Source organism: Pseudomonas sp. SZ40, assembly GCF_052958135.1.
In genome coordinates this window covers 219,061-232,102 of record NZ_JBQWIF010000001.1, presented here as the reverse complement: position 1 = coordinate 232,102, position 13,042 = coordinate 219,061, and the positions used below count along the sequence as shown (strand labels likewise).

General features: G+C 57.9%; 11 protein-coding genes. 3 read left to right on the top strand and 8 right to left on the bottom strand.

Translation table 11 applies throughout. The features are described from left to right. The first annotated feature begins 39 nt into the window (after positions 1 to 39). Positions 40 to 939, top strand: coding sequence for a LysR family transcriptional regulator (locus tag ACT9T4_RS01025; protein ID WP_042554567.1), 900 nt, complete (start codon positions 40 to 42; stop codon positions 937 to 939). Between the two features lie 92 nt (positions 940 to 1,031). Here ACT9T4_RS01025 and ACT9T4_RS01020 read toward each other — a convergent pair whose 3' ends face one another. Beyond that, positions 1,032 to 1,928, bottom strand: coding sequence for a LysR family transcriptional regulator (locus ACT9T4_RS01020; protein ID WP_042554574.1), 897 nt, complete (start codon positions 1,926 to 1,928; stop codon positions 1,032 to 1,034). A gap of 204 nt (positions 1,929 to 2,132) precedes the next feature. On the opposite strand from ACT9T4_RS01020, the gene ACT9T4_RS01015 reads away from it, so the two are divergent. Beyond that, entirely contained in the window at positions 2,133 to 3,491 is a 1,359-nt protein-coding gene (locus ACT9T4_RS01015; protein WP_499115053.1) for an FG-GAP repeat domain-containing protein, read from the top strand. Positions 3,492 to 3,638: 147 nt separating this feature from the next. On the opposite strand, the gene ACT9T4_RS01010 is transcribed toward ACT9T4_RS01015, so the two are convergent. From ACT9T4_RS01010 to ACT9T4_RS00995, 4 genes are all read right to left on the bottom strand, one after another. Beyond that, positions 3,639 to 3,857 (bottom strand): hypothetical protein, encoded by a 219-nt coding sequence (locus ACT9T4_RS01010; RefSeq protein WP_179538851.1) that lies wholly within the window; start codon positions 3,855 to 3,857, stop codon positions 3,639 to 3,641. A gap of 98 nt (positions 3,858 to 3,955) precedes the next feature. Beyond that, positions 3,956 to 4,741, bottom strand: coding sequence for a PhzF family phenazine biosynthesis protein (locus ACT9T4_RS01005; protein ID WP_042554568.1), 786 nt, complete (start codon positions 4,739 to 4,741; stop codon positions 3,956 to 3,958). 139 nt (positions 4,742 to 4,880) lie between these two features. Next, positions 4,881 to 5,630 carry an SDR family oxidoreductase gene (locus tag ACT9T4_RS01000; protein WP_179538852.1) on the bottom strand — a complete coding sequence of 250 codons (750 nt, stop codon included), beginning with the start codon at positions 5,628 to 5,630 and terminating at the stop codon, positions 4,881 to 4,883. Between the two features lie 101 nt (positions 5,631 to 5,731). After that, positions 5,732 to 6,784 (bottom strand): zinc-dependent alcohol dehydrogenase family protein, encoded by a 1,053-nt coding sequence (locus ACT9T4_RS00995; RefSeq protein WP_257026901.1) that lies wholly within the window; start codon positions 6,782 to 6,784, stop codon positions 5,732 to 5,734. A gap of 42 nt (positions 6,785 to 6,826) precedes the next feature. Here ACT9T4_RS00995 and ACT9T4_RS00990 point away from each other — a divergent pair, with 42 nt between their 5' ends. Further along, positions 6,827 to 7,777 (top strand): AraC family transcriptional regulator, encoded by a 951-nt coding sequence (locus tag ACT9T4_RS00990; protein ID WP_042554576.1) that lies wholly within the window; start codon positions 6,827 to 6,829, stop codon positions 7,775 to 7,777. Between the two features lie 227 nt (positions 7,778 to 8,004). Here ACT9T4_RS00990 and gabD read toward each other — a convergent pair whose 3' ends face one another. From gabD to ACT9T4_RS00975, 3 genes are all read right to left on the bottom strand, one after another. Then, positions 8,005 to 9,453, bottom strand: coding sequence for an NADP-dependent succinate-semialdehyde dehydrogenase (gene gabD, locus ACT9T4_RS00985; protein ID WP_179538853.1), 1,449 nt, complete (start codon positions 9,451 to 9,453; stop codon positions 8,005 to 8,007). 63 nt (positions 9,454 to 9,516) lie between these two features. Next, positions 9,517 to 11,166 (bottom strand): acetolactate synthase large subunit, encoded by a 1,650-nt coding sequence (locus ACT9T4_RS00980; RefSeq protein WP_042553970.1) that lies wholly within the window; start codon positions 11,164 to 11,166, stop codon positions 9,517 to 9,519. 245 nt (positions 11,167 to 11,411) lie between these two features. Then, positions 11,412 to 12,758, bottom strand: a complete 1,347-nt coding sequence (locus tag ACT9T4_RS00975) for an MFS transporter (RefSeq protein ID WP_042553969.1) — start codon at positions 12,756 to 12,758, stop codon at positions 11,412 to 11,414. Positions 12,759 to 13,042 lie beyond the last annotated feature (284 nt).

Sequence of the window (13,042 nt, the reverse complement as noted above, 5' to 3'; positions counted from 1 at the left end):
ATGGTAAAAACGGAACGCACTAGTGCGCTGAGCTCACCAATGGCAAAGCCCAATCTCAATGATTTGTTAGCGTTCGCGACTACGGCGCGGGAGCGGAGCTTCACAAGGGCAGCGGCGCAGCTGGGTATATCGCGCTCCGCCTTGAGCCACAAAATGCGCGCGCTGGAAGAACTGCTCGGCATGCAATTGCTGACACGCACCACGCGCAGCGTTTCGACCACTGAAGCGGGCGCGCGCTTATTGAGTGCTGTCGCGCCGAGAATCAGTGAGATTGAAGAGGAGCTCGCGAGCCTGACCGCTTTGCGCGAGAAGCCCGCCGGGATGGTGCGCATCACGGCAAATGACCATTCAATCCAAACCGTGCTGTGGCCCAGGCTGCTGCCGTTGCTGGAAGAATACCCGGACATCCAGATCGAGTTCAGCGCGGACTACGGCTTTACCGATATCGCGGCCCAACGTTTCAACGCCGGCGTCAGGCTTGGCGACAGCGTAGATAAGGACATGATTGCTACGCGCATCGCGCCGGACATGCGGATGGCAATAGGCGCGGCGCCTAAATACTTGGAGGGGAAACGTCCACCGGCCTCCCCCCATGAGCTGACCGAGTTCGATTGCATTAACCTGCGGCTGCCTACCTACGGCGGCCTTTATGCCTGGGAGTTTGAAAAAGATGGCAACGAGCTCAGTGTTCGCGTGGAAGGGCAGGTCATCTTCAATAACGCGTTTCTCATGATCAAAGCAGCTATTGATGGCCGGGGGCTGGTCTATGCGCCATTCGATATCCTGGAGCAGCATTTCAAGTCCGGGGAGCTAGAGCCGCTACTCGAAGACTGGTGCGCCACGTTCCCCGGCTACCACATTTACTACGCTAGCAGGCGACAGGTCTCGCCGGCACTCACTCTGGTAATCAACGCGCTGCGTTATCACCAAGCGCCGTGACTCGCGGATTAATCGCTCAAGCGCTGCATATTGCTGCAACGATCACCTCTCAATCACAGCCTCGTGTTAGCACCAATGTCCTTCTGCAGCGGCTAATTTTCGTGGTATCGCAGGGCTGCGACAAGAAGCTGGAAAGCAGCTGTATTCTGCCTCCGGCTTGGGTAGTAGAGATGATACCCAGCAAATGATGGGCACCACTGCTGCAGAATCGGTAGCAGACTCCCCGCCTTGATCTGCGCCTCAACTTGCGATCTCAACAAGCAAGCCAAACCGAGCCCTGACATGGCGGCTTGAATTATCAACTCAGGCCTGTTCAACGACAGCTGGCCGGATACTCTGACCTTCAGCGGCTGACCGTCCCGCGCGAACTCCCACATTGATGCGCCGCCCAAGGTGGGCAGGCGACGATTGATGCATCGGTGGGACGAAAGCTCGAAAGGAGTTTCGGGCTTGGGGCATGTGGAGAAATAAGAAGGCGCACCCACCACCACCAACTGCTCCGGTGGCCCAATGGGAACGGCAACCATGTCCTTGTCCAGGTTGGCGCCAAGGCGAATACCGGCGTCGTAGCGCTCCGCGACTATGTCGACAAAACCATTGTCCACATCGAGCTCGATGTTGAGATCGGGGTAATCAGAAAGCAGCGTGTGTACAGCAGGCCAGACAATGGTCTCTGCAGCATGATCCGCGGAGGTGATCCTCACCGTACCTGCCGGCTGGTCAGCAGCCCCCGTCAACGCACCCAGTTGCCGATGTATATCCTCCAGCGCCGGACCAAGCGTTTCCAGCAGACGAGCGCCAGCTTCAGTGGGTGCAACACTGCGAGTGGTTCGGCTTAGCAGGCGGATGCCGAGTCTACCTTCGAGGCGACGGATTTTATGACTCAACGCGGACTGAGACGTCCCGAGGCGCCCAGCGGCCCGGGTAAAACTGTTCAATTGCGCCACCGCCACGAAGGCAGCCAGGCTGCCAAGTTCGTCCTGCATGATTAATGACTCCCCGTCATACCCCACCACTCAAACCGCGAGTCATCCACGGCCAGAACCGAAGAACGGATGATAGCTCCCAGCAAAAATTTATGACTTACCGTCATAAGTCCAAGTGTGTTCAAGCGGCTAATCACAGCGGCTCATGCGGGTTAGAGTCTTTGCTCACTATGTGCCAATGCCATGGCCTGCGGAGGATCGATCACGATGATGAGACGCTTTCTAAAATCACCCATTACGCTCCTCGCATCAGTCACCGTAATGGCGGGAGCTGCGGGAGCTCAGGACGGAACAAGAAACCCCGCTTCCGACGCGTTCATACTGATTCCCGAGAGCCCCTCCTCCGCTTATGTCGACGCCACGGCAACTCATGTTCCCATCGCCCCCAGTCTTCACGCTACCGACTCGGTATTTATCGACGTCGACAATGACGGGCATTTGGACGTGGTGGTTTCCGTCGAGTACGGGGTTAACAGGCTTTATTTGAACGATGGCACCGGGCGACTGACTTACGTGCCCGATGCCTTTGGGACAGAGCCTCATGACAACGAGCATGTGAGAGCTGCCGACTTCGACGGCGACGGCAATATGGATGTGGTTTTCGTCGCTGAATCCGATGAGGTACACCAACTGTTTCTGGGTGATGGCAAAGGTGGTTTTATCGATGCCAGCGAGCGTCTCCCGGCACATAGCCAAGGTAATGGATTGGCAGTCGGCGACGTAAACGGCGACGGATTGCCTGATATCGTGGTGGGCAGTACAGGCGAAACGGGGCACACGCCAGATGCGCAGATCATTCCGGCTAGCAACCTGCTCTTCCTCAACGATCCGAAGCGCCCAGGGCACTTCATCGACGCCACGAAAACACACCTCCCCGATAGCAATGATCAGACGGAAAGCATTGCACTTGCCGATATGACCGGCGACGGCCATCTGGACATGGTGATCGCGAGCCCGGCCCATCCAAACCGATTGCTGATCAACGATGGACAAGGCCGGTTCACCGACGCATCTGATCGGCTTGATCTGCAAGTGCCGATGGAAACCCGCGAAGTGCAGGTTTTCGATGCGAACGGAGATGGCCTCAATGACATTCTGTTCTTCAACATTACGAGCAATAACTTCGGCTGGGACAAAGATCCGCAGACCCGGCTTCTGATCAACGACGGCAAAGGCCGCTTCATTGACGAAACCGCCGAACGCCTGCCAGCGCACCGCTTCTCGAGCTGGGCAGGCAAGATAGTCGACCTCAACAACGACGGTGCGCCGGATATTCTCGCCGGCGCGATTCAGGTACCTGGGTTCGTACCGCTGCAGTTGAGAGCTTGGCAGAATGATGGCAAGGGCTTCTTCAAGGATGTCACGCTTGAGGCGGTACCTGGCATTACCGTTGGTCGAAGCTGGAGCATGGGTTCTGGCGACCTCGATGGCGACGGCAAGACCGACATTTTCATTGGCGGCTGGGGCACACAAGCCAGGCTGCTGCTTACCGATAAACAAGGCTATCAAGACGGCCTGCCCGCGCAGCAAAGATTGACGCCGGCTCGTAGCAAAGACCGCAACTAGAGCATGTGACTTTATCCTGTTACGTGCGCATCGCCTTGCACGTCCGTGGCAGAACCTGTCCAAGCTCAGAAGTCGCCAGGCGCTCTTGACCGTCGACCTGGAATGCCGTGGCATTGAGCTCGGCGCCAAGACCTTGATGTAGTCCAGTTAACGAACTTCATCAATAATTTCTGGAATTTCACTGTGCGAACCCAAGCCCAGCGCGACGAAATTCCCCGAAAATATCGCTCCTGTTATAGCAGCGCCTGCTTGCACATCCGACCATACGGCAAAGCCAAACTTCTTGAGTTCGAAGACCTCTCGGGAATTATTTTTTGCCCGCTCTCTATCAACAAGAGAGCTTGGATATTTTGCCTCATCATGCAACTAGGCCTCACTGCAAGCATTGAGCTTGGTCGCCTCAAGCTCTTATCTTTGCAGCCGACTAACTACTCAGAGTATGACTGACTCTGCATGCACTGACCTCAGATGAAAATAGTGCCGCGCAAGTACAGTGCACCGTGCCCACTGATTATCACCCTGCCGCTGTCCAGAACCTCACAGTGCAAACGGCCCTTGCGCGCCCCACCCTGTTCAGCACTCAGGCGGCGTTTGCCCAGGCGCCCGGCCCAATAGGGCGCCAGAGAAGTGTGAGCGGAGCCCGTGACCGGGTCTTCATTCACGCCCACCCTCGGCCCGAACCAGCGAGAGACAAAATCGAAGCGATGACTCGGCGCGGTGACCGCGATGCCACGCACGTCGAATTCGGTCAGAGCAACGAAGTCGGGATTCAAAGCGGCAACGATGGCTTCATTCTCGACAACGACCAGGTAATCATCTGTGCGATAAAGCGCATCGATTCGCTCCAGCCCCAGCGCTTGCAAAAGGCCGGGCGGAACAGCTGCGGCTTCGGGCTGTTTGGCCGGGAAGTCCATCGCCAAGCGCCCGCTGTCGCGGCGTACCCGTAATTCACCGCTGCGGGTGGAGAAGCGCACCGTATCACGGCTTTCACCAAGCTGCTCGAACAACACCCAGGCGGCTGCCAGGGTGGCGTGGCCACACAGGTCGACTTCCACCGCAGGCGTAAACCAACGTAGCTCGAACACCTCACCGCTACGAACGAAGTAGGCCGTCTCGGACAGGTTGTTCTCTGCGGCGATTCGTTGCAGTGCTTCATCAGGCAGCCAGGCCTGAAGCGGACAAACTGCCGCAGGATTGCCACCGAACGCCTCGGAAGAAAACGCATCCACCTGGAAAATATCGAGCTGCATTCTGATCGATCCGGTTCTTGTCTCTGAGTCTGTGGGCGTTGCCACTTCGAAGCGCCACTCACCCTGTTGGTTGACCGCACCCGCCGAAACGAGCCTCGACTACTCGCGGCTGCCGTTTCGAACCCTATCCAGCATGGCCTTATACCTGCCCAAGGCCACCATCGACAGGTAGATCGATTCCAGTCACGAAAGAGCTGTCATCGCTGGCCAGAAACAACGCAACGGTTGCGGCCTCTTCCACCCGCCCTACCCTGCCCATGGGCATCGCCTCGAGTAGCGTCGGCAGTGCTTGCTCAATGGCCTCGGCTGGAACGCCAAGCTTACCGAAAATAGGCGTTTCGACCAGGCCGGGGCTGATCGAGTTGACGCGGATCTTGCGGTGCTTGAGATCGGTCGTCCAGCTTCGGGCAAACGAACGGGTCGCCGCTTTCGTGGCGGCGTACACCGAATGAAGCGGGCTGCCCTTCTTATGTGCCACCGAGGCGTTGAGGATCACCGATGCACCCTCGCTGAGTAGCGGCAGCGCCTTTTGTACGGAGAAGAAAAGCCCACGGACATTGGCGTTGAACTGCCTGTCGAAGTCTTCCGGGGTGACCGCTTCGAATGGCGCGAGATTGTTCACGCCCGCATTGGCGAACAGCACGTCGACCCTGCCAAAGCGCTTGCCAACTTCGGCATACAGCGCATCGAGCGCAGCCAGATCGGAAACGTCCGCAACGATGGCCACGGCACGCTCACCGATCTCAACCGCGGCCGCCTCAAGGGCGGCTTTGCTGCGGCCAACGATGACAACCTGTGCCCCCTCCTCCGCGAACAGCTTCGCGGAGGCCAGACCGATGCCGCTTCCGCCACCGGTGATCACCGCGACTTTACCCGTCAGTTTTGCCATGTTGCATGCTCCATGTAATGAGAAAAGCGCGATAAACGCGCAGCACCGACGCGTCGATACCCGCCTTGCTGCGCGCTATTGAAAGCTTGGGAAGCTCGGTCTCAGCGTTCGTTGGTGATGACGACCTTGCCGAACAGATTGCGCTTGCCGAAATGCTCGAACGCGGCCTTGCCGTCGTCGAAGCTGAAGCGGCTGTCTATCACCGGGCGGATACGGTTCTGCGCCACGGCCGCGATCACATCCTGCAGATCCTGGCGGTTGCCCGTCACGATCGTCTGGAACCGCGCGAAGGTGAGGAACATCTCGAGGTAACTGGGCATCTCGCCCTGGGCCAGCACACCGACCATCGATACCTGGCCGCTGAGCGCGACCGCCTTGAGCGACTGAGCGAAAGTGCCGGGGCCACCGACCTCGACGACGCGATCAACACCACGCCCATCGGTAAGCGCTTTCGCCTGCTCGCCCCAGTTGGGGTTTTCGGCGTAATTGATGACATGGTCGGCACCCAATGCCAGTAGCCGCTGCGCCTTCTCAGCCGAAGAGGTCGTCGCGATCACTTTGGCGCCACGCGCCTTGGCGAATTGCAGCGCAAATAGTGATACGCCACCGGAGCCCTGGGTCAGCACGCTGTGCTGCGGCCCGACACCGGCAACGGCGTTCCAACCGGTGACTGCAGCACATGGCAGTGTCGCTGCATCTTCGAAACTGATCGAATCGGGAATAGCGACCAACTCGTTCTGGTCGACAGCGCGATATTCGGCCATCCAGCCATCGAGCTGCGTGCCATATTGCGGTGTGAACTCGCGAAACGACCCTGAATGCCAGCCAGGCATGAAGTTGTTCACCACCCGGTCGCCGACCGCGAAGCGGGTTACACCCGTACCGACTGCCTCGACGATCCCGGCTGCATCAGACAACTGCACACGCCCTTCTTCGAGAGGGAACGGCGACTGACCGCTGATGATCGAGAGGTCGCGGAAGTTGAGCGAGGTTGCCTTGATATTTATCAGCACTTCTCCAGGGCCGGGCTGCGGCGTGGGCTCCTCACATAAAGCCAGGCCATTGATCGAGCCGATTTTCTGCAAACGATAGATCTTCATACGTATCCCCATGTTGGTGGGAAAAGTATCTCGGAGCTTGACCGGATCATCCATTACGTGGAGTCTTTAATTCATAACCTATCGTCCGAGATCGTCATGCATCCATTCGACTCCGTGCTCAGCGCCATGCAGCTCGAAAGCTCGCTCTTCGTCCGGCTACACGCCCAGGCGCCATGGGCGATCTCGTTCGACAGCGGAGCTCAGGCGCGTCTTGTCGTCGTCGCGAAGGGCAACTGCTGGTTTACCCATATCGGTCACCCGCCGGTCGTGGTTCAGCAAGGCGATTGCCTCATCATCAAGCAGGGAGTCATGGGCATATTGGGCGATGCACCGGAGCGCGTCGCCGTGCCCTGCTGGCAGATCGCTGACCACGTGACAGGCCAGAAAGTCTCGTTCGGTGGGGATGGTGAAGCGTGTGAGTTCTTTTCGACCTTGTTCACTTTTGACCACGCTGCCGGCGAGCCGCTATCGGCACTCTTGCCTGACGTAGTACATATCGCGATGCCGGAGTCAGACGCCGGGCGGATGGTGTCCATACTCGAACAGATCGGCACCGAGGAAGCGCAGGCCTCGCTCGGGGGCTCCTACGTTGTCGGTCGGCTGCTCGACGTTCTGTTCATCCAGGCAATCCGCACCTGGGCCAGCTCTGAGGGCAATATGCACGAGGGTTGGCTAGCCGGGCTGACCCATCGCCAACTGGCACAGACCCTGAACCGCATCCACGCCGATCTGGCGCACCGCTGGACGCTGGAGCAACTCGCCCGCGACGCCGGAATGTCACGCTCCAGTTTCGCCGCCCTGTTCAAGTCGGTTGTCGGCGTGCCGCCGCTGAGCTATATCGCAACGTGGCGTATCTATCGGGCCAAGCTCATTCTTGCAGCAGGCCATTCCATCGCGGTCGCTGCCGAAAAGACGGGATACGGCACCGATATCGCGCTCAGCCGTGCCTTCAAGGCAGCGACTGGTGTAGCGCCCGGACAATGGCGCCACGACCATCGAACCTCCGCAAGAAACTCGCGCCCTGACCAATCGGCAACTCCTACCTGAATCGAATCGCCTATTCAACCTAGCGCGGCCTGCTGATCCGGTCTGGGCGCCCTCGCATCCGCAATAGAGCGCTTGTTCGACCGTGCGCAAGCCAACCTGCCAGGTAGTCGTTCCTACTGGTCACTAAAGCCGTCGCTTCCGCCAGGTATTCAAAAGTGCTTGGCGCGTGGCAAAACGCTCCCCCCTGAAGTCACGGCTGGTAATGTGGACAGCAACCGTGCGAGCGCCTAGATGCTCAGGCAGAGGTATTTGATTTCCAGATAATCCTCGATGCCGTACTTGGAGCCTTCACGGCCCAGGCCCGAGGCCTTGATGCCGCCGAACGGCGCCACTTCATTGGAGATCAGGCCGGTGTTGATGCCGACCATACCGTATTCCAGCGCCTCGGCCACACGGAACACGCGGCTCAGGTCACGGGCGTAGAAGTAGGAAGCCAGACCGAACTCGGTGTCGTTGGCCATGGCGATCACTTCGGCTTCGTCCTTGAAGCGGAACAGCGGCGCCAGCGGGCCGAAGGTTTCGTCCTTGGAGACCAGCGCGTTCTTCGGTACGTCGGCCAGAATGGTCGGCTCGAAGAAGGTACCGCCGAGGGCGTGCGTCTTGCCGCCGGAGAGGATCTTGGCGCCTTTGGAAACGGCGTCCTCGATGTGCTCCTTGACCTTGGCCACGGCCTTCTCGTCGATCAGCGGACCGGTGGTGGTGCCCTCTTCCAGACCGTTGCCGATCTTCAGCTTCTCGACCGCTACCTTGAGCTTCTCGGCGAAGGCATCGTAGACGCCGTCCTGCACATAGATGCGGTTGGCGCACACGCAGGTCTGACCGTTATTGCGGTACTTGGAGATGATCGCGCCTTCGATGGCCTTGTCCAGGTCAGCATCGTCGAACACGATGAAGGGCGCATTACCACCCAGCTCCAGCGACACTTTCTTGATGTCCTTGGCGCACTCGGCCATCAGCTGGCGACCGATTTCGGTGGAGCCAGTGAACGACAGCTTGCGCACGATCGGGTTGCCGGTCAGCTCGCTGCCGATATCGCCAGCGCTACCGGTCACCACGCTGAACACGCCGGCCGGGATGCCGGCACGGGTGGCCAGCTCGGCCAGAGCCAGAGCGGAGTACGGCGTCTGCGAAGCCGGCTTGAGCACCATGGTGCAACCAGCAGCCAGCGCAGGGCCAGCCTTGCGGGTGATCATCGCAGCCGGGAAGTTCCAAGGCGTGATGGCCGCGGTAACGCCGATCGGCTGCTTGATGACGATCAGGCGCTTGTCAGCCTGGTGACCCGGGATGGTGTCGCCATAGATGCGCTTGGCTTCTTCGGCGAACCACTCAATGAAGGACGCCGCGTAGGCGATTTCGCCCTTGGCCTCGGCCAGCGGCTTGCCCTGCTCGATGGTCATCAGGCGCGCCAGGTCTTCCTGGTTCTCCAGCATCAGCTCATACCAGCGGCGCAGCTTGGCGGAACGCTCCTTGGCGGTCAGCGCACGCCAGGCCGGCAGCGCCTTGTCGGCCGCCTCGATGGCACGGCGAGTCTCGGCCGCGCCCATCTTCGGCACGGTGCCGATCACGTCACCCGTGGCCGGGTTGGTCACCTTGATGGTCTGGCCGCTGTCGGCATCAGCCCAGGCACCGTTGACGAAAGCCTGCTGGCGGAACAGTTGAGCGTCTTTCAGTTGCATGGTGAGGTCTCAGAATAATTCAGACTTGAAAGCGGCCCCGAAGGGCCATCACAAAGAAACTGGTCAGACCTGTGCGCTACGCGTGCGAAGCTCAGTGTTTAGAATCCTGTCGTTTTCGGAGTAGTCCACAGGGCAGTCAATTACGTGAACGCCCGGGGTGCTGATGCAGTGTTTCAGCAGCGGAAGGAAGCCTTCGGCACTTTCAACTCGGTGCCCATTGGCACCATAGGCTTCGGCGTATTTGACGAAGTCCGGATTACCGTAATCCAGACCGAAATCGGTAAAGCCCATGTTGGCCTGCTTCCAGCGAATCATGCCGTAGCCATCGTCACGCAAGATCACCACCGTGACATGCATGCCGAGTCGTACGGCGGTTTCCAGCTCCTGGCTGTTCATCATGAAACCACCGTCACCGCAGACGGCGACAACCGGCCGGTCGGGATAAACCAGGTGGGCGGCCATGGCCGATGGGAGGCCTGCGCCCATGGTTGCCAGAGCGTTGTCGAGCAGCACTGTGTTGGGCCTGTGCGCTTTGTAGTTACGGGCGAACCAAATCTTGTAGATGCCGTTATCAAGGGCGACGATGCCGTCGGAAGGAAGTGCGCTACGAACATCTGCGACGATACGCTGCGGGTAGACCGGAAAACGGCTGTCGTCAGCGCCTTCGATGATCTGAACCTCATTGGCCTCGCGGATGTTCAGCAGGCGGGTGAAATCCCAGTGTTCAATGTCAGCGGTATCTAGGGCCTCACCGATCTGCCAGATGGTATTGGCGATATCACCGATCACCTCAATCTGCGGGAAGTAGACGGCGTCGACTTCGGCGGATCGGAAGCTGATGTGAATGACCTCGGTACCGCCATGCACCATGAAGAACGGCGGTTTTTCGATTACGTCGTGACCGATATTGATGATTAGGTCGGCTGCCTCCACGGCACGATGCACGAAGTCACCGGACGACAACGCAGCGTTGCCCAAGAAGCGCGGGTGACGCTCATCAACCACACCCTTGCCTAGTTGGGTCGTGATGAAAGGGATACCGATTTTGTCAATCAACTGCTTGAGAACCTTAGCGGTCATCTTGCGATTGGCGCCGGCACCGAGTACCAGGATCGGATTACGCGCGGCCTTCAGCTTGCTGACTGCTGCATCAATAGCTTTGTGCTCGGCGAGCGGACGGCGATGCAGGCTTGGTGGAATCGGCAAGCTTTCGGTTTGTTCGGCAGCGATATCCTCCGGTAGCTCTAAGTGCACAGCGCCAGGCTTTTCTTCCTCAGCGAGGCGGAAAGCTTCACGCATGCGAGCCGGAATGTTGTCAGCGGAAGCGAATTGATGGGTGTACTTAGTGATGGGATCCATCATCCCGCAGACGTCGATGATCTGGAAGCGGCCCTGCTTGGACTTCTTGATCGGCTTCTGGCCGGTGATCATCAGCATCGGCATACCGCCTAGGTAGGCATAGGCACCCGCCGTGACAAGATTGGTGGCGCCAGGGCCAAGGGTCGACAGACTTACACCAGTCTTGCCAGTGAGCCGCCCATAAGTTGCCGCCATGAACCCTGCTGACTGTTCATGCCGGGTGAGCACTAACTTGATTTCGGATTTGCGTAGCGACTCCAGCAGGTCGAGGTTCTCCTCCCCTGGTATTCCGAACACATACTCGACGCCTTCGTTTTCCAGGCATTGAACAACGACATCAGCGGCCTTGGCCATTCTACTCAAATCCTCAATATTTCATGGGCTGGGTACAACCTCTCATGTCTAAAGTAATGTGAGGTCGACTAGCGGGGCGAATGCACCTGCGATTAAAACTAGTAAAGCCGCGATCGGCTACTTTCGGATCTTCTACGAAGGTGCTGCTGCAGCAACTCACGCAAAAAATTGTGACGAGCTTTTTATATGCAGATCATCCAAGAAGGGCCGAGACACACCTCAGTAGGCTCGGCCCTCTCTGCAGCTTAGCCTTGAGCTAAAGTCGCTTCAGCTTTTCGCAGCTCACGAGCATTTCGATGCCCGATAAAGAACACCAGAATGACCCCTACGAAGCACATACAGGCCAGCGGCAACAGTGCGAGTGGGAAGCTGTTGGTGTGGTGCCGAATAACACCGACAAAGTAATTCAGAGTCCCCGTTCCGATGTGGCCCAGAGTGTTAACGGCTGCAATTCCGACTGCCAAAACTGCTGGCGACAGTGTTTCCGAAGTGAGAGCCCAGAAAGGCCCTTTCAACGCGAAGTTACTGATGAGCACCATAGAGAGCAGAATCAGCGTTACGGTGAGCGAATCGGTCAGCAAGGTAGCCGCGAAGCTCAGGCCCGTGATCGCCAGTGGTATGGCAGTGCTATACATACGATCACCGATCTTGTCGGCACGAATTGCCCAATAGATCATGAAAACCGCACCGATCCCAAAAGGAATCATGTTCAGCAAGCCAGTTTCCATCTCTGTGAGACCAAAGCTTTTGAGAATCTGAGGCATCCAAAGAGAAAGGGTATTACTGGTTGCCGAGATGCTCATGTAGATGACGGAAAGCAATAGTACGTACTTATTGGTCATTGCCGCCCAGATCTTACCCATGCCGTGCTTGGCTTTCTTACCATCGCCTTTGACCTCACGCTCCTTGCGTTCTTCTTCCAGCTTATTGGCGAGCCAATCTTTCTGCTCCTGAGTCAGCCAGCGGGCCTCTTTGCTGTTACTTGGAAGAATGAATAACACCAAGATCCCGAGGATCACCGCTGGGGCCGCTTCAAGCATCAACAACCACTGCCAACCTCTGAAATCCAAAATCCCATCCATCTTCAGAAGCAAAGCGGAAAGCGGCGAGCCGATGAAGTTAGACAGCGGTACAGCTACCATGAACACGGCGACGATCCGAGCCATGTAGGCTTTTGGGAACCAAGTGGTGAGGTAAAGGATGACACCAGGAAAGAAGCCCGCTTCTGCCGCCCCCAAAAGGAAACGAGCGATGCCGAAAGAGATGGGGCCAGTGATGAAAGCAGTACAAAAACCAACAATGCCCCAGGTGATCATGATTCGGGCAATCCAGCGACGGGCACCGAATTTTTCCATCGCCACGTTGCTGGGCATTTCGAAGAGCACGTAAGCAACGAAAAATAGAGTTGCACCAAAACCAAACATGGTAGCGGTCAAGCCGATGTCGTCATTCATCGTAAGGGCTGCGAAGCCGATGTTGACTCGGTCGATGTAAGCGATGAAGTAGCAGAGCATCAGGAAGGGAATGAGCCGGATGGTCATCTTCTTGATCGTAGCCTTCTCGATGTCAGCCACGCTTGCGTCAGTGCGCATGGTGTTTCCTCTCTATTTTTAGACTTATTTGAAAACTGCGGCCATGGGCCCAGTCTCGGTCGACTTAGCGCAGTCGATCTGCGGCAGCCTTCGCCAACTGCATTCGTCTTCAGCGCACAGGCTCAGACATGCTGTTATCTCGGCTTACAGCCACCCTGGATGAGTTAGTCGCTCGGCGCAGTGCGTTGCAAAACCAGTGCTATTCCAAATGCTCATGGCGCTCTATCAGGACAACCCGTTGGCACGCCTGGCGTCCCTACCTGCACACGCGCTCCACACGTGCG

Bases quoted from the DNA above. Each gene is read 5' to 3' on its own strand.
- ACT9T4_RS01025 (WP_042554567.1), top strand. From the start codon at position 40: ATGGCAAAGCCCAATCTCAATGATTTGTTAGCGTTCGCGACTACGGCG.
- ACT9T4_RS01015 (WP_499115053.1), top strand. From the start codon at position 2,133: ATGATGAGACGCTTTCTAAAATCACCCATTACGCTCCTCGCATCAGTC.
- ACT9T4_RS01005 (WP_042554568.1), bottom strand. From the start codon at position 4,741: ATGCAGCTCGATATTTTCCAGGTGGATGCGTTTTCTTCCGAGGCGTTC.
- ACT9T4_RS01000 (WP_179538852.1), bottom strand. From the start codon at position 5,630: ATGGCAAAACTGACGGGTAAAGTCGCGGTGATCACCGGTGGCGGAAGC.
- ACT9T4_RS00995 (WP_257026901.1), bottom strand. From the start codon at position 6,784: ATGGATGATCCGGTCAAGCTCCGAGATACTTTTCCCACCAACATGGGG.
- ACT9T4_RS00990 (WP_042554576.1), top strand. From the start codon at position 6,827: ATGCATCCATTCGACTCCGTGCTCAGCGCCATGCAGCTCGAAAGCTCG.
- gabD (WP_179538853.1), bottom strand. From the start codon at position 9,453: ATGCAACTGAAAGACGCTCAACTGTTCCGCCAGCAGGCTTTCGTCAAC.
- ACT9T4_RS00980 (WP_042553970.1), bottom strand. From the start codon at position 11,166: ATGGCCAAGGCCGCTGATGTCGTTGTTCAATGCCTGGAAAACGAAGGC.
- ACT9T4_RS00975 (WP_042553969.1), bottom strand. From the start codon at position 12,758: ATGCGCACTGACGCAAGCGTGGCTGACATCGAGAAGGCTACGATCAAG.